Genomic DNA, 24492 nt, shown 5'->3' with positions numbered 1-24492 from the left:
CACGGCGCCGACGGCGACCCCGGACGATCGAAGTCGGCGTACCAGCGCTCGGGCAATCCCAAATCAGCCGATAGCCGTCCTGGTCGAACCACCGTGCCTGGTGACCCGCGGGCGACATCTGATCCTCACCGCACTCCGGACGAACGCTTCATCGGTGGCCTTGCCCGACCATACGAAGGCTTCTCCGGGGTTCAGCGACGCCATCTTTTCCGCGGTCAGAGCGGACAGAGCGGCGTTCGCCTTCTGCAGGTGTTTCAACCACGCGGGTGAAGTGAATTTGTGCAGCACCATGTGATTGGACAGCTCAATCAGCGAAATCGGCACGGATGGCGGATCCTGACTGGCCACAAGGATGGACATGCCTTTGTGGCGCATCTCGCGGACGCTGGAAACCAGCCCGTCGACAAGATCGGGACTTCGAATGTATTTGTGAGCTTCGTCGAAGACGACAAGCTTGTTGAACGCCTGTCCCTCGTGACGGGCATCGGCGAACAGCTGCATCAGGACAACGAACAGGCCAAGCGCCTCATCTTCTCCCACGTAGTCGTCACGCAGATCGACGATGATCAGACGCCCGGGATGGACCAGATCCTGCAGCCGAGCAGTGTCATCGATGTATTCGGCAGCCAATTCGATCCGGTCGTACGCCAACTGCTTCAGGGTGTCCGAGAGGGACGACTGCTCGACCCCGAGCCGGATCGTGTTCAGCGTCAAACTGTCGCGATTTGCTTTCATGATCCTTCCGAGCTGGCGGATGTAGAGGGCCTGATTGCCCACCGCACCCATCAGGAACCGCCAGTGGGCAGCCTTCAGCTCGGACGACGAGAACTTGAGCGGACGAACGTCGAGATCCGGGTACTCGCTCCTTCTCTCTTCCACCTTGTCGGCGGGGGCCAGCAGCAGGACATCGGACAGCGCTGCGGGTTCGACGCCGTAGCGTTCCCGGAGGGTCGCCAGCTGGTCCTGGTCATCGTTGGGCATGGTCATGCTGGTGAACTCAGGAGCGTAGTCCTCCGAACCGCTGTAATGGAAAACAATGCTGGCCAAAGGATGCGAAAGCTGATTGATACCCGCGGCGGGCAGACTCGCCATTTCGAGGATCGAGCCAAGGGTGTAGCTCTTTCCCCCGCCCTGAACACCGAACAGACTAATGGTGTGGGTCTCGTTGAGGTCGAGGGCCACTTTCCGTCCCGCGCTCATACCGAGCAGGCCGTATTGCATGGTCGGTTTCGAAACTCCGAGGAAGACGTCCGGCAGCGGGGGGCTGTCCGTCGGACCGGTCCGGGAGGGACTGGGCGGTGCCGGTGTGGGTGTCTCCGGTTCGTCGCCCAGCACCGGCCACGTCCCGGCTTCCGTCCCGTCATCCGTGTTCTCGGTCTCCGCCGCACCCTCGTCTGTTAGGCCCGCCCCAGCGGTGGCCGCCGATCCCAATGCCTGCTCCGTCTCGACGGGAGTTTCGGATACCGGCTGCCGCGATACGGAACCCGGCGATTCCTCCGCGGCGTTCTCGCTGTAGGCCCCTCCTTGCGTGAAGTCCTCGTCCAGTACGGCGCTGAGCGGGGCCGGCTCCTCCGGTAGCTCGCGGTTGCGGATACGTGCACGCAGGGTCGCCGTGGCATCGCCGCGGTCGATCCCGGCCAGTTCCGTCTCTGCCAGCAGATGACTCGCACTGCGAACGGATCCGCCGAGGTACTCCGTCTCCACGGCGTCCAGCAGCTCGGTCACCTGGCGACGGCCGACGCGATGAAATGTGATGTCCGTATCGGTCTCGACATCAGTCCCGTCCCCGCCCAGGTCGAAGATGAGACCGCTGCCGGCGAACTCCAGGGTGTAACCGTGATCGAGGTGATCGAGGAGCCATCGTGCCTCGTCGTACCCCTTCTCGTCGAAAAGGCCGTACCGGTTCGCACGTGCGAGGTAGTGGCCGAGCAGTGAGCGGAGTGTGAGGTTCTGCAGGGGGCGGTCGGGCCGCTCTACCCGGGGGTCGAACTGGTCGGTCAGGATTTTCCGGCTGTTGTCGATCTGCTGGCTGATCTGCTTCTTCTTGGCCTCGTAGGCACCCAGACCGCCGACGCCGGTGTAGCACTTGACTTCGACCAGCCTGCACACCACGACCTGACGCTCGGCGTCGAGGTCGAACAGGGCCAGGTCGGTCCGGTGCAGCCGGACCGCGTTGTCACCGGCCGCAGCCCGGCGCTGTGCCTCACCGTAGAGGTCGGTGTGCGCGTCCAGCGGGATGAGGATCTGGTTGTGGAGGGCGCCTTGATATCGCAGGTACAGCCGGGCCAGGGCCAACCCGAGGACCTCGGTACGGCTGTTGCTGCCGAGCGCGGCAAGCTTGAAGGCGAAACTGCCGGAAAGCTCCCTGAGCTGATCGAAGAAGGTCGCCACATGGCGTGGTTCGATGCTGAGCTGTTTGTCGTCGAGGACGGGTCCGACCAGCGCGCGCAGTTCGTCGATCGATCGCGACGAGACCACGATGTGGTGTCCCATGCCGGGCTGTGCGGTCGCCGAGTAGTCGATGACGTATTCAGGCCGGTCGGCCCGCCCGTGGTCGAAGTACTCCACCCCGAGGGTCCGGTCCACCGTGATGACCCAGTCACTGGCCTGGTGTACGTCGTGCAGAAGAGCCTTGTCCTGGGCCGACAGCCGCAGCGTTATCTGCGGCAGCTGTCCCGGACGCGGTTCCCCGGACGTCACCGCGACCACGGCGGCCGACAGGGCCTCGGGCAGCGCCGCCATCAGGTCGCCGGTCTCCTCGGCTCCCGCGACGGGATCCGTGGCACCGTGCCGAGGCTGTCTGCTCCATGCCGCGAACTCCTCGTCCTCGGCGTAGTGGCTGGTCAGTTCCTGTACGAGTCCGTGTGCCGCCACTCGTCCGGAGGTGCGGGCACCGGGCGCGATGTCGAACTGCTCTCCGCCGAAAGGGTCGAACAGAACACTCAGGTGAGCGGAGAAATCCGTTGCGCGGGTACGGAGCTCGGCGGCGTCGCGCACGACGACGGCGAGCTTCGGACGCAAGGGGTCGCCCGGTGTGCCGAACGCCTCCGCGGCCGCGGCACGCGGCCCTGAGCCGGGCGAGAACAGGTCGGTGAGCGCCTCCCCGACCCAGGGTTCCTGGGGATGGTCCGTGAAGAGACGGATCGTGTACCGCAGATGGGCCAGGTGCCTGCGGCTCTGCAGCTCCGTGAGCATCGAGGCCATCACCTCGCCCCGGCCGACACCGAAGGCGTTGACGACGAGGCTGTCCACGTACGGATGGAGGCGCACATAGCGTTCGACCCGGTCCGCCAGGTCGGCACCGGTGACCATGCCCGAAGCTGTCGAGCCGTCGTTCACGCCCAGGGCCGAACCCAGCCGCGAGACCGTTCCCCGGGGGTCCGCGGTCTCACTCGGCAGACAGACCTGCCAGTAGTCGGTGAGCTGCCCGGCAGCGAAGGTCAGTTCGCCGGTGGTGAGCGGCACGACAAGCGGAAATCCCAGCGGGGTGAGCCGTTCGACAAGGCTGTGGAGGGTCTCCAGCACCCGGTCCTTGTCCTGGCCCTCGATCCGGTCGAGCCAGTGGTCGGCCAGCGCGGCCTGACCGCACCACCACAGCATCCGCAGCGGGTGGGTGGGCGTGACGAGTACCACCAGCCGTCGCCCGCCCTGCGCATCGGCCAGTTCCACCGTCATGGTGTCGGTGCGCAGCAACGACGCGAGTTCGGCACGGACCGGCTCGGCCGTACCGCCGCGGGGGTTCTCCAGCGCACGGACACAGCGGGTGACCGCTTTGAGATATGCCTCCGCGCAGCTCTCGGCCTCCTTGCGGAACAGACGCGGGTCGCCGCCCTCGACCACGAGGGGAGCCGAGCCGTCCGCGTCAGCGCGCACGGCCGCGAACAGTGTGGCGCGTGCCTGGAGGTACCTGCCGAAGTCACTGTCCTCGGTGGATGTGGTGGCCGGGCTCTCGTCATCGCCCAGCCGCCATTTCCCCGAGGCGTCTACGTTCAGTCGAGGGCCTTCGAGGGCGTGCGGCCTGGCCAGTATCCGCTCTTCGGCCTCGGCGAGCGGAATGGGCAGGTCGACGGTGATTAGGCCGGCGGGACCGAACGCTGCCCGCAGCGGCCAGGTCTTGGCCGTCCGGGTTCCCCAGCCCACCTCCCGGCAGGAGACCCGCCACGGATCACGGCCCTCCGCCCGTGCGGTGAAGCGCAACCGGTTGATCGCCTGTGCGAGACCGGGGGCGTGCTGGGAGCGCTGGACGGGCGGGTCGTCGAACTCTCCGTCGGGGACGACGTAGAAGCGGTCGCTCTCGTGCGGCCGGTGCGCGCTGTCGGCACCGGCCACCCTCATGGGGTCACCGTTGGTGTCGAGCGGGGTGATCCGGACGAAGTGCCATCCCTCTTCCCAGTCGGCCTTGCGGCCCTTCTTCAGTTTGATGCTCGCCTTGTAGACCGTCTTGGCGGTCCTGGCCACCGAGAGTGTGGCGGTGAAGCCCGTCGGGCTGACGGTGGTGGTGCCGCTGTCCTCGTCGGTCTCGTGCTCGGAGAGGATCTGGACCGAGAACTTCGCGAGACCCGCGATATGGCGGGGATCGGGGTCGACGGTGAAGGAGACGGGGAGCGAGGGGAGCCCGCCGGGCAGCAGATACTGTCCGCCGAAGAGCCGTTCCAGCGCGGGGTGGTTGCGCAGGTCGTCCTTGTTCTGTCCGGCCTTGGGGAGAACGGTCAGTTCGTGCACCTCGATGCCGACCTGTTCGTCACCGGGCGCGTTCTCCTGCGGCCAGTGGTGGAAGGCGAGCGGCCAGTTGTCCGGGTCCACGGCGATCGTCCGGCACCAATGGGACGGGTTGTCAAGACCGGTACGGGCGGCGAAGCCCACCAGCCGGCGTACGAACTCCTGCGCCGACGAGGAGTTCTGGGGCAGTCCGAGGCTCAGGATCCGCTGTCGGTCGGTGGTGGTGGCCTCGGTGAGTTTGGCGACGGTCCTGCGGTTGCGGTCCGCTTTGCGACCCACCAGCGTCATGTCCTGGAACAGGCCGAAGTCGGGGATCAGACCGAGCAGGTAGACCGCCGCGCCGGCCGCGTCGGGGTCGTGGTCGTTCTCCCGCAGGGTCAGCAGGTACCGTACGGCGGCCCGGTCGTCCGCCACCACGCCGTCGTCCGTGACCTGCCGGTCCTGTCGGTCCAGGAGTTCGGTGACGGGCTGCCGCAGTGTTTCGGGGAGTTCGCGCAGCAAGGAGGCCTTGAGCCTCGCGTGGACATCGTCCAGGGAGAGCTGCTCGAAGGTGGCGATACCGAAGGAGTCCTCGGCGCTGGCGCGGGTACCGGGCGGGACGAACACCAGCAGCGGCGGCCGCAGCCGGCCGTCCTCGTCGGGGTTGCGCAGTTCGACGAGTTTGGTGCTGGTCACCGTCACGTCGGCGGGGACCCGGTCGTGCCCGTCGTCCAGGACGAACACCTGCGCATCGGGCACGAGGGTGCGCAGCCCGCGTACCAGCCGGGCGGCGAGATCCGTGTCGAGGTCCCCCAGGCGCATGCAGTGCCCGGGCTGCCTGCCCCGCAGCACGGCGGCCAGCCGGGGCAGCAGGGCGCGTTCCAGGGCGTCCCGCCACTGTGCTTCCGAGATCTCCGTCAGTCCGCGAGCCATGCCGTCACCTCCCGCCTGCCGTGACCGTGCCGTCCAGGGAGATCCCGAACCGCGGTGTGATGACCTGGGTGAGGTAAGCGTCGGACAGGTCGCTGTAGAAGCCGATCTCCCGCATCCGGGTGGTGAACGCTTCGGTGTTCGACCGCAGAGCCGCCTGCTCCTCGAATCCGGCCGTGGGAAAGCCGTCGTCGGCCGGCAGCCGGTCGACATGGAGCCCGTAGCGGGTGCGCAGTGTGTCCATGAACTCGTCCAGTCTCAACTGCTCGGTGTGGTACGGAAAACGTGACCTGGTGCCGCGCGGGTTGGGCCGCAGCAGCGCGATCTGGACAAGGACCTCCAGAAGCGCGCTGTCCATGACGAAGCGGCGTCGTCCCCGGTGGGGTTGTGTGATGACCGCGCCGGGACGGTTCTTGAGCAGCAGCGAGTCGACGGTCTCGACGATGTAGTCGTAGTGGTACTTGCCGCGGTACGCCATGATCAGCTCGATGTACTGCTCGAAGGCGCCGAGCCCCATCCCCGCGCCGAGCAACGCGCGTACACCTTCGGGCTGTTCGTCGATCGGAGTGTCGTCGAGCAGTGTGTCCATACGCGACGCGAAGAACTGCTCCCGCCGCTCCCGGAAGGTGCCCCCCGCGTACTGCAGCAGCTCGGCAACGGTGAAGAACCCGCGGGACGGCTTGGTGATCTCCCTGCTGTCCGCAAGGTGATCGGCGAATTCGCCCAGCTTGCGCACCGAGTAGCCCGCGCGTACGAAACCGGGGACGCGCCGCAGCCAGACGTCGGCGCTGTGCTCCGCGAGAGCGGCGACGGGAGTACCGGGCACGCCTGCCGCGTCGACGAGCAGCCCCACCCGGAACGGGCAGCTGCCGAAGCCCTCTCCCGGACCGCCCACGCCCGACGGGCAGTTCTCGGGTCCGCAGGTGGGCTCGGCAGCGGACCGCTCGACGATGGACGGCAGCAGCTTCATGGCCTTGAGCTGGCCGAGCGCCAGATGGAACGCGAAGAGGATCTTCAAGTACTCGACCATGACGATACGCGGCAGCAGGTCCTGCAGGGACAGCAGCCGCAGCACGTCGTCGGCGAGCAGGTCGGACTGGCCCACGCACAGCGGAGGGGCCGAGTACCAGCCCTTGACGTTCGCCGGGGAGTCCTGTTTCACCTGGCTGTTGAGGTGCAGCACGGCCTGCGTCTCGACGTCGACGCTGCTGCCGGGCAGCTGGGTGCCCAGAGCGGGGTCGAGGCCGGTGAAGAAGAACGCGCGGACCCTGTCCAGGGCCATCGTCCCGCGCCTGCCGCGCGCGTGCCGCAGCATCTCGTAGAGCTGAGCGTCGGCTCCGTACGCACGGGAGTGCTGGTAGTTGCGGAATTTGTACGTCAGCCCGTGCAGCGGCCGCAGTCCCGCGACCGCCTGGTTGGGCCTGCCTCGGTTGACCATGTCCAGGAGCTGGGTCTCGATCCATCGCCGTGCGATGTCCGGGGAGTCCCTGAAGCCCTGGAACTTCTGGGCGTGTTCCTCGTCCCGGAACTCGTCGACGAACTCTTTCGCCAGGGTCCTGCCCCGCACCATCTTGCTGGTCTGGCCGTTGTGGTTGACCCGCATCAGGAACCCGGTCAGGACCCGGTCCATCTCGACCCGTTTGAATTCCAGATAGGACACGCCCAGATGCCGGAACTCGCTGTCCCGCTTGCGCAGCACCATCACTTCCCCCTCTTCGCCGCGTCATTCGGCCCGGTCACCGGTCCGAGCCGGAGTGCCCCGTCCGGCAGCCGGGTGATCCGGTGCGGCACGCTGCCCGGTGCGGTGAGCAGCACCTCCTGGTACGAGGTGGCCGACAGCGCGTTCTTGAACACGGCCAGCGCCAGATTCTGTCCTTGGCGGTCCTCGACTCCGGGCTGGTGACCGGAGTGCAGTCGGTCGAGGAGTTCGTACAGGTCCAGGCGGACCGTCAGTTCCGCACGGTGCTCGGCGGATCCGTCGGGTGTCCGTCCCCGGTAGCGGACGATGATCTCCCGGGGGCTGGTCTCCACGTAGTCGGAGGCCGCGGGCCTGCCGACCTCGATGGTGAACCGGCCGGCGGGAAACAGCCGGTGGCTGCGGACGGTCCCGCCGGGCACGGACCTGACCTGGAGGGCCAGCGCCTGCTCGCCCTCGTAAAGGGCGTCGGGCAGTCCCTCGCCCCGGTTGAGGGCCTCTATGATCCGGTCCAGCTCGGCCTGACCGGGTTCCCCTGTGTCGAGCAGGTCCAGGAACCTGCCCCCGGCCCGGTAGCTGAGCAGGGACTTCCAACGGTCGTCGGCCAGGCTTTCGAAGAAGAAGCGGCGCCGGGCGGCGGCGAGGTAGGCGCGGTGCGCGGCGGCTTCCTCCGGGTCGGCCGACGGAGTGCGGGGCAGCGCCGCGAACCGGTCGGCGAGCAGTTCCGCGTCGTGGCTGCCGCGCTGGTCGACGGAGATCAGGCTGTGACCGCCGTCGGGGCCCACGTAGTCGAGCTTGCGGTCGAGCTGGGGGTCGGGCACGGTCGCGACGTCGAGGTCCCGCAGTTGGCGCAGGAGACGGTCCCGTTCGTGTTCACCGCCGGTGTGCAGGCCCGCCCAGCTGGTGAAGTAGAAGCTGTCCAGACGCTCCTGGACGCTGTCGGGACGCTGGTAGAGGGTGTGGATCTGGGCACAGTCCCGGCCGGAGGTGAGCAGGTAGGCCAGGGCTGAGCGCAGATCACGCAGGGTGATGTGGAGCCGTCCGCGCAGATGGGTCATCCGGTACAGGGCGGCCAACCGCTCGGTGACCACGGGACCGGCGGTCGGGTGCGCGAAGGTCTGCGCGTTGTGCCGGGCGTAGCAGCGGGGGGCCAGGTCGCAGGAGGCGCAGCCGCTCCAGTGTCTGGCGTCGGTCATTGCCTGGACCATGCGGTGCAGGATGGAGTCCCCGGTGCCGGCCGGATCGGCGACGACATCCCGCGCGTTGAGGTTGACGACGGCGACGCCGTGGCCGGCGCTGCCGCTCGCCAGTCCCGCACGGACGGTGTCCGCCAGGAGCGGGTAGCGGTCGGCGTGCGCGGTGACGAAATCGGTCAGGCGTCCTTCGTTGACAGCGATCAGCCACGTACGGTCCTGCGGCCAGGTGCCGGCGTCCTCCCCCCGGAAGGGCGTGAGGAAAGCGTCGAGGACGGCGTCGTTGTCCTGGTCCCCCTCGTCCTGGCTGCCGTCGTGGTTGGTGTGGAAGGCACGGCCCCGGAAGACGAAGTCGTCGCCGTTGGCGCGCTTCTCGCCCGGCTCGGCACCGCGCTTGAGCGCCTCGGCGGCCAGTTGTTCCAGGAAGGCGGTCTTCCCGTCACCGGCGTTGCCGGTGATGACGACGAGCCGGTGCTTGCCCGCCAGGACGTCGTCGCGCAGCGCGGTGTCCAGAGCCGTGGCCACGTACAGCGGGAACTGGGCGGGGTCGAGCCCGCGAGTGCCCGCGTTCGTCCGGGAGCTCTGGCTGTAGAGGGTCTGGAGGTGGCTGACGAACGCGTTGGTGCCGTCCTGCCCGGACTCCGTGGCGCACTGCTGCTCGGTCTGGGTCTGGGCCTGGTCCACGCTGTCCTGCGTCCTTCGGACCTCCCCTATGGCCCGTACGGCCGTCAGAAACGCCTCTGCGTCCGGGAACCGGTCGGCGCGGCGCGGCTTGACGGATCTCAGCAGTACGTCGGCGAAAGCCCGGCTCAGGTCACCCAGACCACTGATTCTGCGTGGGTCGAGCGCATCCTCCTCCCGGGGCGGCTGGGCCCGTCCCGGCCACGGGTACGTCCCGGTCAGCGCGATGTAGGCGGAGACGCCGAGGGCGTACAGGTCGAGGTCGGCGAGTTCCGCGCGGGTCGGGCGTCCCCGCGTCACGGAGTCCGGGGCCTGGTAGCGCGGCGAACCCAGGGTGGGTGTCAGGGTGGAGTCGACCGACACCGCCGCGTTGAAGTCCAGCAGCTTCGTTCCGTCGACGGTCCACAGCAGGTTGCTGGGCTTGATGTCGCAGTGATAGACGCCGTTGCGGTGCAGGTGATCGAGTCCGGCCAGGCAGTCCTCCAGGAGCCGTACGACATCGGCGGCTCCCAGCCGGCGCTCACGTGCCGCCGAGGTCTGGAGATCCCGTCCCTCCACGAACTCCAGTCGCAGGTAGGGGAATCCTCCCTTGGGCAGCCAGTCGGCGTCGATGACGCGCACCAGGTTGGGGTGCGCCGGGAGGCGACGCAGGATTCCGTACTCGCCCTTCAGCCGGAGCCCGACCGACTCCGGATCATTGGTGATGATCTTCAGTACCTCGTCGGTGTCGTCGAGGGTGTTGAACACCTGGTAGACGACACCGAACTTGCCCTGCCCGAGTTTCTTGCGGACATGGAACTTCTCGGTGAGCCGGAAGCCGGTCGGCAGGTCCCGGTAGCTGTAGGGGTTCTCCCAGTCGAAGGGCTCGTCGGGCGGGCCCGGAGCCGGCGTCCCCCCGCCGTTGCCGCCGCGCACCGGCCGCTCCAGTTCGGCGATCGCTTCCCGCGCGGTCGGCCGGAGCGCCGGGTCCGCCGCGAGCAGCCGCCGGACCAGCTCTCTCACCTCCGGTGTGACATCGGATCCGTCCAGGCTGTCGACCAGCCGGTTCCCACCGGTGACCGTGGGCAGCTCCCCCGTGTGCAGCTCGTGGAAGAGCACTCCCGCGGCGAAGATGTCGGAAGCGGCGGAGAAGCCGTCCGGACTGTCCAGGTACTCGGGTGCGAGGTAGGCGGCGTCGGCGCGCTCGTACGCGTCCATCGCGACGGTCCCGGCCCTGCGTTGTCCGGTGTGCGCGTAGTCGAAGCCGGTGATCATCGCCGTGCCGTTGCGCGCCACCAGAACCGTGTCGGGGGTGAGGTGCCGGTGCACCACCCGGTACGCGTGTGCGAGCGCGAGTCCGGACAGCACGCCCGACATGATCCGTCGCCTGGCGTCCGCGCCCAGCGCACCGGGCCCGTCGGACATCCGCACCCGCAGCGCGTCGGCCTGTACGTCCTTGAGTACGACGGCGTATCCGGTCTCGTCCTCCAGCGGCACCACCTGGACGCAGGGCACGATGTGCGGATTGGGCGGCAGTTTGTTGAGCGACTGGACCGGATTACCGATCCGTTCCCGCTCCCGGGTGCGTTCCTCGTCCGGCAGCAGCGGATCGACGGTGTGCACCTGCACGAGGTACGTCCCCGAGTTCGGCTGGTCGGGCTGCACCGCACGGTAGACCGACACCCGGTCCCGGGCGTCCCCCTCCGCCCCGTTCTCCGGCGACGGGTCCGCTTCCGCGAGTGTCTCGACGGCTTGGTAGAGACCGAACCTGCGGGGGCCGGACTGTGCTCGTGACACGGCACCCAGAGCACGCGCGATGTCCTCGTGCATCCCGCCGACCGGAAGAACGGGTCCGGTCTTGGACGGGCGGTGCGCGCGGAGGAACGGGACGAGGTCCTTCAGCAGAACGGTGTTCTTCTCGTCCCGGTTGTCGCGGTCCACCAGCTCCGCGTCGTCGAACGGGAGGATCACCAGCTCCTCGCACCACACCGAGCCGAGGGCCGCCGAGATGTGCGACTGCCGCAGCAGGTTCGCCACGGTCTTGGCGTGCTCGCGCAGCTTGCGCACCGGACTGGGGAACGGCGCCCTCCCCTGGGGGAACCACTGTTTGCCCCGCACCTCGATGCGCCCGTGTGTGCCCTTGGTGTCCGCGAGGTAGCAGGCCCGGTCGGTCAGGATCGCGAGGTCGACCTCGAAGCACTGACGGCCCCGGTAGATCTCGAAGTTGTGGATCACGGTCCATTCGGCGGGCGCCCGGTCCCTGAGATGCCGCAGCACCATGCGCTCGGCCTCGTTGACGGGGTCGCCGACCTTGATGATGCGTGCCATGAGTCTCCCGGGCCCCGTCCCTGCCGGTCAGGTGCGCGCGAAAGTGAGGTGCGCCGCAACTGCCGTGTGCCGGAGTCACTTTAGTACCAAGGGCCGAAACGCCACTCCGGATAAAGTGTCCGACGATCAGATCGGTCACAGGAGGACCCATGTCGCAGTCGTTCTACATCCGTAATCTGAGCAAACGACTGATCGAACGTTTTGAGCCGTTCATCGACATGACGGATGAGCCCGGACTGTCGGAGAAGAAACGGAAGGAAAAATTCCTCAGTCGCGCGGTGGCCGCCCTCGCCGTCAAGCGCGAAACGGGGTACGCGGACCGGGAGGCGGCCCTGTCGGTCATCGACGGTCGCGATGACTGGGGCATCGATGCCATCGCGGTCGAGCTGTCCGCGTCGGCTCAGGGCGGACGGCCGCACATCACGCTGGCCCAGGCGAAATGGAGCGAGAACGCCACGGCCGGTTTCGGACAGAGTGAGGTCGACCGTCTCTTCCGCGGTCTCGACTACCTGATGAACCTGGAGTTCACCCGGTTCAACAAGCGTATCGAGCAGCACACCGAGACCCTCGAGAAGGCTCTGGACAGCGGCTCACCCAAGATCACTCTGCTGCTGGCGCTGGTGACCGACACCGAACTCCACCCGGACATCCGGGCGCTGCTCGACTCCGAGGTCAAGAAGCGCAACTGGGCCGAGGAGATGATCGAATGGCGGCTCATCGACCTCCGCGGCCTGTACCAGGAGATCCTCGGCGACCACGCCGACCGGAAGATCGACCTGGAGGCGTGGGTCGAGGGCGTGGGCCGGGAGGAGATTCCTTTCACCGCCTACTACGGCACGCTCTCCGCGGCCGAGGTCGCCGAATGGTACGAGACCCACGACCGGCACCTCTTCGCCCGGAACATCCGCGACTCGCTCGACACCGACGTCAACGACAAGATCCGCGCCACCCTTCTCCACGAACCCCAGAATTTCTGGTACTTCAGCAACGGCATCACTTTGCTGTGCGACCGGATCCGCAAGAAGGGCAAGGGCGCGTTCTCCCCGGGCGCGGGAGCCGGATTCGTTCTGGAGGGGGCCAGCGTCGTCAACGGCGCGCAGACGGTCAGCGCCATGTACCGAGCCATGCAGCGAAATTCGGCCACGGCACAGCACGGCCGCGTCCTGGTCAAAATCATCTCCCTGGAGAACTGCCCCGAGGGCTTCGGCGACCAGGTCACCCTCAACACGAACACCCAGAATCCCATCGAGGAACGGGACTGGAAGTCCCGGGACCCGATCCAGGCGGGTCTCCGGGACGATTTCGCGCTCTCCCTCGGCCGCACCTACGTGGTGAAGCGCGGCGAGACGGAGCCCGCCCCTGACAGCGGCTGCACCATGACGGAGGCGGCGGAGGCCCTTGCGGCGACCCACCGCAACCCTGAACTGGCCGCGAAGGCCAAGCGGGACATCTCCCTCCTCTGGGAGAAGGGCAACTACCAGGAGATCTTCGGCAGGACGATCAACACGGCACCGAGCGCACAGGAGGTGTGGCGCCGTGTGCAGCTGGTGCGCGCGGTGAAGGCCGCCCTGGCCGAGCAGAGCGACAACCTCTTCGGCCGGGCCGCGAGCGCGGCCAGCAACGGCGACCTGCTGATCAGCCACGTCGTCTTCCAGAACCTGGACACGGATGGTCTCGACAACGAACACACCGACTGGAAAGCCCAGCTGGCCAAGGTGCCGGAACTGGTCGAGCGCACCCTGGGCTGGCTGGTGACCACGATCGACACGTCGTACGGACCGACCAGTCAGATGCTCACCAGCATGCGCACCACGGAGCGCGTACGCCTGGTGTCGCGCCGCGTCCTGGAGTCGATGCGCTCGGGAGAGACGGCACCCGACAACGCCGACTACCGCGTCGAGGAACGGACCCAGGGCAGGCCCGCCCGCTCGACCAGCGCGGTCAGCCTCATCGTCAAGGCGGGGCGGATCCCGGCCGATACGAGTCTGGAGTTCCGCCCCGTCACCCGCCCCGACCGCCTGGGGCTGGCCGCCTGGCTGACCGAGAACCCCGACCGCGCCCGCGCGACCTGGCAGGCGAACGCGTCCAAGCCGCTGCGCTGGGCCGCCGACGGCCAGTCCTACGCGCCCAGCACACTGGTCCGCAAGATCCGCAAGGAGGCCATGGGCAACAACCAGCAGGTCCAGGGAACCCTGTACTGGCACATCCCCGGCAAGGGATCCCTGGTCGACCTGGCGGCAGAGCTGCGGGCCGAGGACGAGTTGAACGCGGGTGCCTAGTCCGCCCCCCTGTCCGCCGGCGCCGGGGGACGGACGTCGGGGGCCCCTGCGAGGTGGTTCCACTCGACCGGAACCACCTGATCCGGCTCGGCGGTCCACTCCAGACCGCCGCCCACCGGCCGCAGGAAGACAAGACGGCGGGCCGGCCGCGCGTCGTGGCCCGGCGGTTCGTCGGCGGCCTGGTAGTGGAATATGTCCCTGAGTATGCCCTTTCGTCCGGTCGCGCTGTCGTGCACCCTGCTGCCGACGGGCATCCCGGGAAGACCGACGGGCGGGTCGTAGACGCTCGGCTTCGCGGCCTGCCGCTTCACAGGAGCTCTCCCCGGCTGCGGGCGTTGGCTTCGGCGACCTGCGAGTTCAGCGCCTCGCCGGCACGGGCGAGCACGATGTGTTCGGGCCGTGCGGCCCACTCCCGGCCGTCTCCCTTGGGCCGGAGGTACACCCGCCCCCGGGCCCGTTCCATCACGACACCGTAGCGCCGGTGAACGGTGTCGTAGACGAGATCGCCCACGACGGGGGTCGGAAGGGCGGGAGGGGTGAGAGGGATGGGAGGAGTGGAAGTGGGGGACGCGAAAAGGGCGTCGGTGTGGGGGTGTTGGGCTGCGTCCATTGGTGCTCTCCGTGGACAAGGATGCGTGCGAGCGGCGGGAATCACCGTTCGTGTCCTTATCGTCGCCCTCCGTCGCTACCCCCGACAGGGGTGATCCGTCCCCGCCGGGGACCTGGAACAACGGCATGAGGAGAGCGACACGGATGACAGTTGGCGCACGTGACCTCGAACCGGCACGATCAGCGAGGGAGCTGTACGGCACCGAGCTGCGTCGGCAACGGCAGCTGGCCCAGTTGTCGCTGGACCGCCTGTCGGAGGTGGTCAACTACAGCAAGACGCACCTGCACGGGGTGGAGACGGCGGACCGGCTTCCCCTGCCGCCGATCTCGGAGAAGCTGGATGCGGCGTTCGGGACCGGTGAGTTGTTCCAGGGGCTGTGGGGGGTGGTCAAGCGGGAACACACACCGAGGCGGTTCGACCACTGCTTGGAGCTGGATGCGCGGGCTGCGCGGATTCAGGAGTTCGGAGCCAGCATTGTTCCTGGGTTGCTGCAGACGGAGGCGTATATGCGAGCGCTGTTCCGCGAGTGCAACCCTGGGGCTGGAGCGGAAAAGATCGACGGCTTCGTAGCAGCTCGCCTGAGCCGTCAGGAGGTTCTCAACGGAGACAATTCACCGAACTTCTGGTGGATCCTCAACGAGGCGACTGTCCGGCAGGCAGTTGGCGGATCAGCTGTCATGCACGAACAACTGGCAGCGCTCTTGCCACTGGTCCAAACCGAACACACAACGATTCAGGTTGTCCCGTTCGAGGTTGGGGCATCAGCGCTGATGAATGGCACATTCATCCTGCTTACCCTCCCCGACAACTCCACAACCGTGTACCAGGAAGGCGCTGGGAGCGGGGAAGCCTTCGACGACAGGGAAACCGTCATGCGGCAGCTGCGAGACTACGATCGCATGAAGGCCTGCGCCCTGCCGCCAAGGGGATCCGCAGAGTTGATCGAAGCGGCGATGGAGAACTTCAAGCTATGCGAGCCACCCCCGACCTGAGCACCGCCCAGTGGCGCAAGTCCAGCTACAGCGGCGGGCAACAAGGAGACGCCTGCGTCGAGGTCGCCGACGATGTCCCAGCCCTCGTTCCTGTCCGCGACAGCAAGGCGCCTCTTGCTGCTGCACTGGTTTTCACACCAGATGCTTGGGGCCCGTTCATCGTCTCGCTCGCGAACGGCACAGTACCTATAGCCTGACGTCCCAGCTCCTACTCCTGATCGGCTATGGAACGGGGAATCGGCCCATCCGGCCTGTTCCCTGAGGTCATAAGGAACGATGCTCCCGTGTCCGTAAGCCGCCCGCCTCAACCTCGCTTGGTCGCACTGTGCCTCAATACGGCCTGTCCCAACAGTTCCAAAGCCTTATCTTCCTTCAGGTCCGCTTCATCACGCTTCCGATAGGCGGTACGGATCGTTTCCGCGATGCGTTCCCGGTCAGGCGCGGTGAGGATAGGGACTGGAATCTGAGCACGCAACTCCTCATGGATGTCCTGCTGCTTCCCACCAGTAGACATGGAACGCAAGACACGGAACACAGCCTCGGACCGGAGGAAAGCAAAAAGGTAGGCACCAGAGATATCAGGATTACCGCTGCGAATGCGGAGGAAGTGCTCCGAATACGCGTACGACAACCATGCCCCAGTAGCGAAGCTCGGACGGCAAAACACCTCGTTCTCGCCCAACGTCCCTTGGGCGGCGACGAGGATAGTCTCGTCCTTCGCCAGCACTTCGGGTGACGTCTTAGCTTTGCTAATCCAACGTCCTACTGGACGTAGCCAGAACGCCTGCCGCTGCCCCACCAACTGGTAGCTGTATCGAGGATCTTCAGGGCCGTCCACGCGCATGAAACGCAAGCCCCGACTGAACTGCCCACCCTTGCAAATTTCACCAAGCGTCACATGCTCTACGTCACGCAACCGCTTCAATACCCGCTCGGCTCTGGGTTCAAAATTAAGTGCTCGCAACGTCGTAGCCGTCAGCCCTCGCTGCTCGAAGCCAAGATTCCTGGCCCGGCCGTCGTGCCACCGCAGGTCAATAAGTTCCTCAAGCCCCGCCGTCTTGAACAGATCCTCGGTCGCCTCAACCGACCCCTTCTGAAATTCGGTCCGTAGTGCAGCCGCCTCCTCCACCAGGTCGTGGATTTCTTGCTCCGTTGCCGGATCAAAGCGCGGGACCGGCAATCCCATGATGTGGTGCGGCTCAATATGCTTGATGGCTGATCCGTAAACCGAACCCTTAACCAGGGCTTCACCGAACCGGCTGGCCAGAAAGGCGTACAGATACCCGGATTTGATTTTTTCCGGATCAGGATTGACCTTGAGGACATCCTGTGAGGACCAGCAGTCAGCCATGTCCGGGCGTACGTACGACCTTCGACCGGCATAAAACCCGGAACACGAGATCAGAGTCATTCCAGGCTGCACTCGGAGGTAGGACAACTTCCCCGACATGGCATCGGACTTCTTCAGCAAGGGCAGATCCGTAAAGTCACTCCTCAACATGTCTCTGCTGCCGAGGAACGGCACGCCGTGCTTAGGGTCGAGCACGTAGACCCGACGGAACTGAGGCCCATTGAAGATTCCTCCGTTGTGCCCTTCGGTCAGCTCGCCCAGCGGCTCCTTGCGAACCGACAACCGCTCCAACAGTTTCCGCGCCTCGAACGCCCCCGAAAGATACGGCGCCGCGTCCATCCGCAGCCCCTGCTCCCGCAACCAGTTGAGCCGCACCGGGTTGCCCTTGGCCGCGATCTTCACTGCGCGTACTCCGTCTTCGTGTATGCCGTCGTCTTCTCCGCCGGGAACCAGTCCGCCAGCGTTGCCATCAGGTGCTGGAACGACGTGTCCGTGCAGCGGCGTACGGACGGGACCGTTTCCGCGAAGCGCCGGAAGATGCCGTTGCTCATGTCACCGATGTACTTCTTCCTGTGCAGGTACTCGACCGCCGCCTTCGGATCGTCGGGCTTGGACTTGCCCGGATCCCACAGCCCGGCTTCCTCCAGTACCTGACGCGGCGTACGGTCGTCGCCGTTCTTCGGCCGCCACACGAGGGCCTTCTTGATGATCTCGACGTGGTCCGACCAGAACCAGTTCTCCAGCTCCGGCTCGATGACGACAGCCGTGAACTGCGGCCAGACGTCCTCCAGTTGGACACTGATCCGCTTGTGGATCTCGTCGACGGGCAGCGGATTCTCGTACGCGTGGTCCAGGACCACGATCGCGCGCCGGTACTCGCCCCGCCAGGGCTGGAGCAGCGCGCCCGACCGCAGCGGCAGTTCCGAATCATGATGGGGCGCGAGCTTGATGTCCCGCCTGCTGTCGAAGTCGAACGACGCGCAGCCCAGTTTGTGGCCGAAGTCCCCCCTGCCCAGGAACCCTCCGATCATGGCTTTCATGCCCTGGTCGGCGACAAGGAAGACGAGGTCCCGCTTGCCGGTGTCATCGACGGGATCGGTCGCCTGCCGGGGAACCCGGCCAGCGGGCCCGTTCCCCCGCACGGCTCGTCGCGCCGCGGCCTTGCTCATTCGAAAACCCCCGTGGCGAAGAGCGTTCCCAGGTCGAGGTCACCGCGCCAGTCGGCCAGCCGTGGGTGTCGGTCGCCGCGTACGACGGTGACCGCGCCCGTGTCGGGGTCGACGCGGGTGGCAAGGACGTCGGAGAGTTCGACGTTGGCCAGGACCAGTGGTGACTGCGTGGCCACGAGCACCTGGCTGTCCCGTACGGCCTGCAGGGCCTGCATGACGATCTCGATGGCCTGCGGATAGATGCCGTTCTCCGGTTCCTCGGTGACCAGGAGGCCCGGCGGGTCGGGCGCGAAGGCGAGCAGTGTCAGGGCGAACACCCGCAGGGTGCCGTCGGACAGACCGGAGGAGGTGACCTGGTGGCCGCCCGCGTAGGTCACACGGAAGTACGCGTGGAGGTCGTCCTCCCGCTCGACGACGTCGATCTCCTCGATCTGCGGCAGCGCGATCCTGACGAGATCCACCCAGGCGTCGTACAGCTCCTTGTCCTCGCGCTGGAGGCGCAGTGCCAGCCAGGGCGTGTTACGGCCGCCGGTGTCGAGCTGGGGCGTACGGCCGGCGGGCTGGGCGGCCTGGCGGAGCGCGGCCCAGTCGGGGGAGTAGGCGAGCGTGCCCTCGCGCAGCAGACCACGGAACCACAGGGCGGCCGGGAACTGCGCCACGTCATACGGAACCGTGTCCAGCGCGAGCCGGCTCTGCGGGCTCTGCCAGCTCAGCGGGGGCTGACCGCCGACCTCCGAGGTGAAGCGCGCCACCGGACCGCCGGTGCGGGCGATCACCGGCCGCCACTCCTCCTCCCAGACCCACCGAACCCGATGGCTGCCGCCCCGCCCGGTGGCCTTCTTCTCGTCCGGGTCCTCGAAGGCCCGGTCCCCCGGCACCGGACGTACCGGACGATCCTCGGCGAACAGCACCAGGTACTCCCCGGCGATCGCGATGCCGCGGCCGTGGTCGAGCGGCGCGAGGTGGAGCTCGTACCGCAGATGCGTGGGAAGAGGGAAGCGCGGGTTCCGGGTGGCTTCGGCGATGATCTCGGTGACCTCGTGGGGAAGCCGGGCCTCCAGGGCGAAGCCGAAGCCCCCCTCGCGACCGCGGTGCGCGGGCTCGGCCAGGGACTGGGCGCGCGGCGGCCGGCCGGTCCTGGGCGATGGCTGGAGGAAGGCGTCCTCGATCCGCTCGGCGCGCATCAGCTCGCCGAGCAGGACCGGGATGTCGAGCAGCGTGCTCTTGCCCGAGCCGTTGGCCCCGGCCAGCACATGGAAGCCGGACAGATCGACGGCGAGGTTCTCGAAGCAGCGGTAGTTGTACGCCTCGATACGGGTGATCATGCGCTGGTGTTCCAGGGGAACTCGTGGCGGTGCTCCGCCTCGAACTCGTGGTAGGCCTCGGCGATCTTCGGCAGGTCGTTGTCGATCTTCTGCACCCTGCGCCGGATCTCCCGCGGCACCTCGACACCGCCGATCCGCAGGATCTCGCGCTCCACCTCTTCCTCGGTCACCACCTCACCGTCCGGAGTGCGCACAAAGACCTTGTTGCCCCGCCGGTCGACGCCGACCTTCTCCGCGACCGCCATGAACACCGGGTAGTCGACATTCCCGTACTCCATCTCCTCCTGCCGCTCCTGCCTGGTCTTGCGGCGCAGGAAGAGAAGAGTGGTGAGGATGTTGACGTTGGCTTCGGCGATGAAGGTCTCGACGGGGAGCTCCACACTGGCCAGGACCCAGCACTGGTCCAGGATGAAACGGCGTACCGCTTCGTCGGCGGGGCCCGGGTTGGAGAGGATGCCGTTCGGAAGGACGATGCCGATCCGCCCTCCGGGTCTGACCCACTCCACGGCACGCTGCACGAACAGCCTCTCGGGGGAGACCGCGGTCGCGGGCTTCTCCCGGGTCAGCTCTCCCTCGCGGTTCTTCGTCCAGTTGTAGGCGACGCCGAAATCGCCACCACGGTCGCGGAAAGTCTTGAGGATCATGTCCTCGGACACGGGGATGTCGGAGCCGAACGGCGGATTCGTCATCAGGACGTCCACCGCGCCCAGCCTTATCTGTGGGAAACCGTACGCCTCGTCGTTGCCCGGCAGATGGCCATCGGGGAATGCCAGCGAATCCATCTGAAAGGCATGCCCCGCCGTGTCCGTGAGCGTCATCAGACTCATCATGGTGGCCCGGCGCAGGAAGGGGTCGAAGTCGGCCCCGAAAAGGTGCTCCTCCGCGTAGGCGGCCAGCCGCCGACGGTAGTCGGCCATCTGCCGGACGAGATCCTGGGCGCTGGTGAAGGTGCCGTTCTCTTTCTTCTGCCACTTGCGCAGCAGGTGATTCAGGGTTTCGCGCAGGAAGCCGCCGGTACCGCAGCAGGGATCGAAAACCGTCTCGTGCGCCTGCGGATCGAGAATGTCGACGACGAGCTTCACCGCCTCGTTGGGCGTGAAGTACTGGCCGCGGTCACCGCGCAGGTTGTCCCCTACGAGTTCCTGGTACGCCACGCCCTTGGCGTCGATGTCGGTCGTACCCAGGTCGTACGGCGCCAGCTCGCCGACGATGAAGGTGAGCGCGGGTACGGACAGAGTCAGCTCGTCACGCTGGTCGAAGAGTCCCTGCTTCTTGTAGAACTCCTTGACCTCGTCGAAGAGTGCTTTGACCCGGGCCGCCACCTCGGGACTGCCCGCCCTGCGCCTGGCGCCGCCGGCCGTGGTCTCGGTCCTGACCAGGTCCTTGATCTCGATGCGGAAGCGCGGGTCCTTGCCCTCTTCACGGACCATGCGTTCGTCGTAGATCTTCGCAAACAGGACGTAGAGGAACTGCCAGAACGCCGCGTCCTTGGGTAGTCCCTCGTTGCCGTGGATGTAGTTGTGACAGCGCCGGAAGGCGAAGCGGAGCATGTACTTGTCCGCTCGCCGGATCTCCGCCAGCGAGGACGCGTCACGGGCGGCGTCGAACGCCGTGTCGTCCCCGCGCGGCCAGTTCGGCAGAGGCCGGAAACGGTCCTCGAACCGCAGCTCCCGGCCCTCGTCGTCCTTCCTGAGACGCTCCACGAAGTAGAGGTCGATGTCATCGGTCCACAGACCCAGGTGACACTGCGGTCCCGCCACGGTCATCAGCGACTGAAGCTCGTCGATGTCGTTCGTCGCCTGCTCATGCGTACGAATCTTGGTGACCGTACGGCCGGTTTTGGGGCGCGGCTTGGTGATGACGATCCGCCGGAGATGCTCCGGGCGGTGCGGCTTCCCGGGCTCGAAAACCGCGATGCTGACCTTCTTGCGGCTTTTACGATTACCCTCGGCCGCTGGAATCTCGATCACGTAGTCGCGCATCATGTCGTCCGGACTGATTCCGTACTGGTGCACGAGAACCCGGGCGATGTGCTGCCGGACCTTCTCGGCCTCAGTCATTCTGAGAATGTCGCGGCCGGTGATGTAGTCGATCGTCTCGTCGTCCCCGAGCGGGCGCGGCGGTACAGCTCCGCCGGACTGCTTCTTGGGCTCCTCCGGCAGGGGAAATCCAAGGCCCAACTGCTCGTCCGCCATATCCGCCGTCTGCTCCGTCCCGAGTTCCACCACGCCCGACCCGTACTCCGTGACGGGCCCGCCCATTGCGCTGACCCACCTTACGGCGTGGTGCGCGCGAGTTGTCGCGGAGTGAGCAGGGGACGGACCCACGGCCGGCCGCACACCCGGCGAGGACCTCGGGAGCGCAGCCGACCGACACAGCCGCCTGACACAGCCGACCGACACGACTGGGCCGGCCTCGAAAGGCGGGACAGCCGGACAGTCATGCACCCAAATGTCCCCTCATTTCCCTTTCCATTCGTTCTGCTTCCTCCAGGAGTTCGAGGAACTCGCGGGTCAGCTCGTCGACGCGGCCTTGAGCGGAGCTTTCCCCCCGCTCCTCAGCGTTGTCCGCCGAGCCCACGTAGCGGCCCGGATTGAGAATGTGCCGGTGTTCGCGGATCTCGTCACGGGTCACGGAGCGGCAGAAGCCAGGCACGTCCCGGTATTCCTCCGAGGTCCCTGTCCCCCGCCAGGCCCGATACGTGCCGGCGATGTCCTGGAGATCCGCCTCCGTCAGTACACGTTCCGCGCGGCCGATCATCTGCCCCATGCCGCGAGCGTCCAGGAACAGCACTTCACCACGCCGGTCGGCCAGGTCCCCCGTATGCCGCGCCGATTTGTCCTTGGTCAGGAACCAGACGCACGCGGGAATCCCAGCGGACCGGAAAAGGCGGTCGGGCAGTGCGATCACACAGGCGACCAGGTCGTCCTCCACCATGGCGGCGCGGATACGGTCCTCCCCCAACTGTTTGGACGACAGGGAGCCGTTCGCCAGCACCACGCCGGCACTGCCCCGGTCGTTCAGCTTGGACACCACGTGCTGCAACCAGGCGAAGTTGGCGTTCCTGGCCGGGGGCACCCCGTACCGCCAGCGCAGATCATGTTCCCGGTGCGCCCAGTCACTCATGTTGAAGGGCGGGACTGCCATGACGAAGTCCGCTTCAAGGCCTGGCCACCGGTCCTCGGCGAAGGTGTCGGCCCAATGATCGTCCAGACCGGACAACACCGTCCCGTGAAGATCCAGGTTCATCTTCGCCAACTGCCAGCTGCGCTGATTGATCTCCTGTCCGTAGATATCGAGGTCCTCGGCGTGTTCACGCCCCTTGTGCGTCACAACGAACCGCTGAGCCTGGACCAGCAGCCCACCCGCACCGCAGCACGGGTCGTACACCCGTCCTTCGTACGGCTCCAGAATCTCGACCAGGAGCTTCGCCACGCTGCCCGGGGTGTGGAACTCTGCGCCCCGTTTCCCTTCAATGCGGGCGAACTCGTCCAGGGAACGCAGGAAGTACTCGTACGACTCCCCCGCGCCGTCCTGCGGTGGGCGGTCCCCATGTCCGACGATGCGTCCGTCACCGAACAATGCGAACAGTTCCAGGACGCGCCGGTCCTCCACACGGCCGGTCAGCCCGAGGCCGTCCGGAAAGACCTTGCGGAGATCCCGGTTGCTCCGCGACACAGCGCGCAGCGCCTCGTCGAGCACCTCACCGGCAGGGCATCCGGGCTCCCCCATCCTCTCGGACAGCCAGTCCCAGCGGGCAGCCTCCGGCACCCAGCGCAGACCGTCGCCCTCGCACACGTACGGATCGTCCACGAAATTCTCGCCGAGCCGACGGCGTGCGTCCTCGAACATAGCGGACAGACAACGGAGATAGAGAAGCCCGAGGACGACATAGCGGTACTCGGCCGCGTCCATGTCTCCGCGCAGTCTGTCAGCGGCCTTCCAGATCAGTTCCTTGACCTCCAGGAGTCTTCTCCCCTGCGACGGCACCGGCTTCACCTCTTGTCCTTCGACCGCTCGGCCACTTTCATCAAGTCCGTCAATTCCGTCGTGATCAGCAACTCAAGCACCCGGTTCTCCTCAAGTGCCGCGTCCGCCCGCTCGTGGAGCGGCATCGCGATACGGGCGAACGGTTCACGCACCCCGGAGGAGTCCGGCCAGGACACGGTGAAGCGGGAGAACGCCCTCAGGCTCATTTCACGCGCTTGCTGCCCTTGCGCCGTGGAGACGAGTTCCTTGCTCCGGGACCGCAGCTCGTGCAGCAGCCATACCCGGTCCGCCTCGCGTGCGATACGGAGCGCGAGCAGTCCACGTGCGGGAACCAGGGGAATCCGGGACACGACCGTTTCCACTCCGCCGGGCCTCGGTGCGACCAGGATCGTTCCCGGAGCGCACACCGTGTGAGGAGGCGTTACAACGTTCTGATCGGCTCGGTCGAAGTAGGCGAGCTTGTGCCGGAAGACGTCGGTGGGCGTCGCCCATGCCGCGGGGACACCACCTTCGACCGCGTCGGACCGCCGCGTCCCATCGGGCCGCCGCGTCCCACCGACCACCTCCGCCAGGTCGGCGATCGCCGCGGCCGGCCCTGTCGCATCCTTGTTTCCCGCCGGGTTCCTCTCCACGTAGCCCGCGAAGTGCGCGTCCGCGAGTTCCATGGCGGACGCGGCGATCCGGGTGTTCAACTCCATGCGTCGCTCGACCAGGGACATCGTGCGGAGAAGCCGCATGCGGAGGTCGAGCGGAGGCAGCGGCACGGGAAGTCCCGCGAGCATGGTGACAGGCAGCGTGGAGTGCTCGGCCCCCGCCGTACCCTCCAAGTGCCGAGCGCGTACCTCCGGTGTCCTCAACCACCACTTGAGCCATGTGTTGATGCCGTACCGCTGCCCCGCTTCGGTGCAGCGGACGACACCGACCGACCGGGCGGTGTTCCACCCTTGCTGCGCCGCGTCGACGATCGCGGCATCTCCGATCCGGCCCACCAGAACGACGACGAGGTCGCCCATGACGAGCGAGGTCCGCGGGTGGCTGCGGTGCACAGCTTCGTCGATCATCTTGGAGGGGATCCGGTCCACCACACCGCCCCCGATGTTTCCTGCCTGGAGCAGGGGCACTCCCGCGGGCCGGTGCGGGCCGGGCTTGACGATGCCGTACGTCACCGATGCGACACCGGGGAGGTGGCCCAGGGGACGGCTCTCCCAGACCGGTGCCGCGAGATCGGCCTCTTCCGGTGTGCGATCCCCCTCGTCCTTGCTCTCGTACAC

14 protein-coding genes are annotated in these 24492 nt (G+C 66.9%); 3 read left to right on the top strand and 11 right to left on the bottom strand.

Going from position 1 to position 24492, the window contains the following annotated elements:
* Positions 1–63: 63 nt before the first annotated feature.
* From mads8 to mads6, 3 genes are read right to left on the bottom strand one after another with little or no spacing between them, the layout of a single operon-like run.
* Complete coding sequence (mads8, locus tag KM933_RS39560; protein WP_260333978.1) at positions 64–5631, bottom strand: methylation-associated defense system ATP-binding protein MAD8; 5568 nt, start codon at positions 5629–5631, stop codon at positions 64–66.
* Between the two features lie 4 nt (positions 5632–5635).
* Positions 5636–7330, bottom strand: a complete 1695-nt coding sequence (gene mads7, locus KM933_RS22375; protein ID WP_221354923.1) for a methylation-associated defense system protein MAD7 — start codon at positions 7328–7330, stop codon at positions 5636–5638.
* Complete coding sequence (gene mads6 / locus KM933_RS22370; protein ID WP_221354921.1) at positions 7330–11505, bottom strand: methylation-associated defense system protein kinase MAD6; 4176 nt, start codon at positions 11503–11505, stop codon at positions 7330–7332. Before mads6 ends, mads7 begins: the two co-directional genes overlap by 1 nt.
* 149 nt (positions 11506–11654) lie before the next feature.
* On the opposite strand from mads6, the gene KM933_RS22365 reads away from it, so the two are divergent.
* The gene (locus KM933_RS22365) at positions 11655–13784 is read left to right on the top strand and encodes an AIPR family protein (RefSeq protein WP_221354919.1); all 2130 of its coding nucleotides are present in this window, start codon (positions 11655–11657) and stop codon (positions 13782–13784) included.
* Here KM933_RS22365 and KM933_RS22360 read toward each other — a convergent pair.
* Both KM933_RS22360 and KM933_RS22355 read right to left on the bottom strand, forming a co-directional pair.
* Positions 13781–14095 (bottom strand): hypothetical protein, encoded by a 315-nt coding sequence (locus tag KM933_RS22360; RefSeq protein WP_221354917.1) that lies wholly within the window; start codon positions 14093–14095, stop codon positions 13781–13783. The two genes, KM933_RS22365 and KM933_RS22360, sit on opposite strands and share 4 nt — an antisense overlap.
* Positions 14092–14295 carry a hypothetical protein gene (locus KM933_RS22355; protein WP_260333993.1) on the bottom strand — a complete coding sequence of 68 codons (204 nt, stop codon included), beginning with the start codon at positions 14293–14295 and terminating at the stop codon, positions 14092–14094. Before KM933_RS22355 ends, KM933_RS22360 begins: the two co-directional genes overlap by 4 nt.
* A gap of 242 nt (positions 14296–14537) precedes the next feature.
* Between KM933_RS22355 and KM933_RS22350 the strand changes: the two genes are divergently transcribed.
* Both KM933_RS22350 and KM933_RS22345 read left to right on the top strand, forming a co-directional pair.
* Positions 14538–15386 (top strand): DUF5753 domain-containing protein, encoded by an 849-nt coding sequence (locus KM933_RS22350; RefSeq protein WP_221354915.1) that lies wholly within the window; start codon positions 14538–14540, stop codon positions 15384–15386.
* The gene (locus KM933_RS22345) at positions 15365–15583 is read left to right on the top strand and encodes a DUF397 domain-containing protein (RefSeq protein WP_221354913.1); all 219 of its coding nucleotides are present in this window, start codon (positions 15365–15367) and stop codon (positions 15581–15583) included. Before KM933_RS22350 ends, KM933_RS22345 begins: the two co-directional genes overlap by 22 nt.
* Positions 15584–15690: 107 nt before the next feature.
* Here KM933_RS22345 and mads5 read toward each other — a convergent pair whose 3' ends face one another.
* The 6 genes from mads5 to KM933_RS22315 all read right to left on the bottom strand — a co-directional run bounded on the left by mads5 (position 15691) and on the right by KM933_RS22315 (position 24492).
* A complete protein-coding gene (mads5, locus tag KM933_RS22340; RefSeq protein WP_221354911.1) occupies positions 15691–17139 on the bottom strand; it encodes a methylation-associated defense system restriction endonuclease subunit S MAD5 in 1449 nt (482 codons plus the stop codon).
* Positions 17136–17906 (bottom strand): methylation-associated defense system protein MAD4, encoded by a 771-nt coding sequence (mads4, locus tag KM933_RS22335; protein WP_221354909.1) that lies wholly within the window; start codon positions 17904–17906, stop codon positions 17136–17138. The genes mads5 and mads4 overlap by 4 nt, the downstream gene beginning before the upstream one ends.
* Positions 17903–19231, bottom strand: coding sequence for a methylation-associated defense system AAA family ATPase MAD3 (gene mads3, locus KM933_RS22330; protein WP_221354907.1), 1329 nt, complete (start codon positions 19229–19231; stop codon positions 17903–17905). Before mads3 ends, mads4 begins: the two co-directional genes overlap by 4 nt.
* Positions 19228–21492 (bottom strand): methylation-associated defense system DNA methyltransferase MAD2, encoded by a 2265-nt coding sequence (gene mads2 / locus KM933_RS22325; protein WP_221354905.1) that lies wholly within the window; start codon positions 21490–21492, stop codon positions 19228–19230. The genes mads3 and mads2 overlap by 4 nt, the downstream gene beginning before the upstream one ends.
* 178 nt (positions 21493–21670) lie before the next feature.
* On the bottom strand, positions 21671–23230 hold the full coding sequence (locus KM933_RS22320) for a type I restriction-modification system subunit M (protein ID WP_221354903.1): 1560 nt from the start codon (positions 23228–23230) through the stop codon (positions 21671–21673).
* Positions 23227–24492, bottom strand: coding sequence for a restriction endonuclease subunit S domain-containing protein (locus KM933_RS22315; RefSeq protein ID WP_221354901.1), 1266 nt, complete (start codon positions 24490–24492; stop codon positions 23227–23229). Before KM933_RS22315 ends, KM933_RS22320 begins: the two co-directional genes overlap by 4 nt.

The sequence above is a fragment of the Streptomyces beigongshangae genome (assembly GCF_019710745.1).
GTDB classification, from domain to species: Bacteria; Actinomycetota; Actinomycetes; order Streptomycetales; family Streptomycetaceae; genus Streptomyces; species Streptomyces beigongshangae.
This window is presented reverse-complemented; position numbering and strand designations above follow the sequence as displayed.

Coding starts and splice junctions, on each gene's coding strand:
- mads8 (WP_260333978.1), bottom strand. CDS start 5,631: ATGGCTCGCGGACTGACGGAGATCTCGGAAGCACAGTGGCGGGACGCC.
- mads7 (WP_221354923.1), bottom strand. CDS start 7,330: ATGGTGCTGCGCAAGCGGGACAGCGAGTTCCGGCATCTGGGCGTGTCC.
- mads6 (WP_221354921.1), bottom strand. CDS start 11,505: ATGGCACGCATCATCAAGGTCGGCGACCCCGTCAACGAGGCCGAGCGC.
- KM933_RS22365 (WP_221354919.1), top strand. CDS start 11,655: ATGTCGCAGTCGTTCTACATCCGTAATCTGAGCAAACGACTGATCGAA.
- KM933_RS22350 (WP_221354915.1), top strand. CDS start 14,538: ATGACAGTTGGCGCACGTGACCTCGAACCGGCACGATCAGCGAGGGAG.
- KM933_RS22345 (WP_221354913.1), top strand. CDS start 15,365: ATGCGAGCCACCCCCGACCTGAGCACCGCCCAGTGGCGCAAGTCCAGC.
- mads4 (WP_221354909.1), bottom strand. CDS start 17,906: ATGAGCAAGGCCGCGGCGCGACGAGCCGTGCGGGGGAACGGGCCCGCT.
- mads3 (WP_221354907.1), bottom strand. CDS start 19,231: ATGATCACCCGTATCGAGGCGTACAACTACCGCTGCTTCGAGAACCTC.
- mads2 (WP_221354905.1), bottom strand. CDS start 21,492: ATGGGCGGGCCCGTCACGGAGTACGGGTCGGGCGTGGTGGAACTCGGG.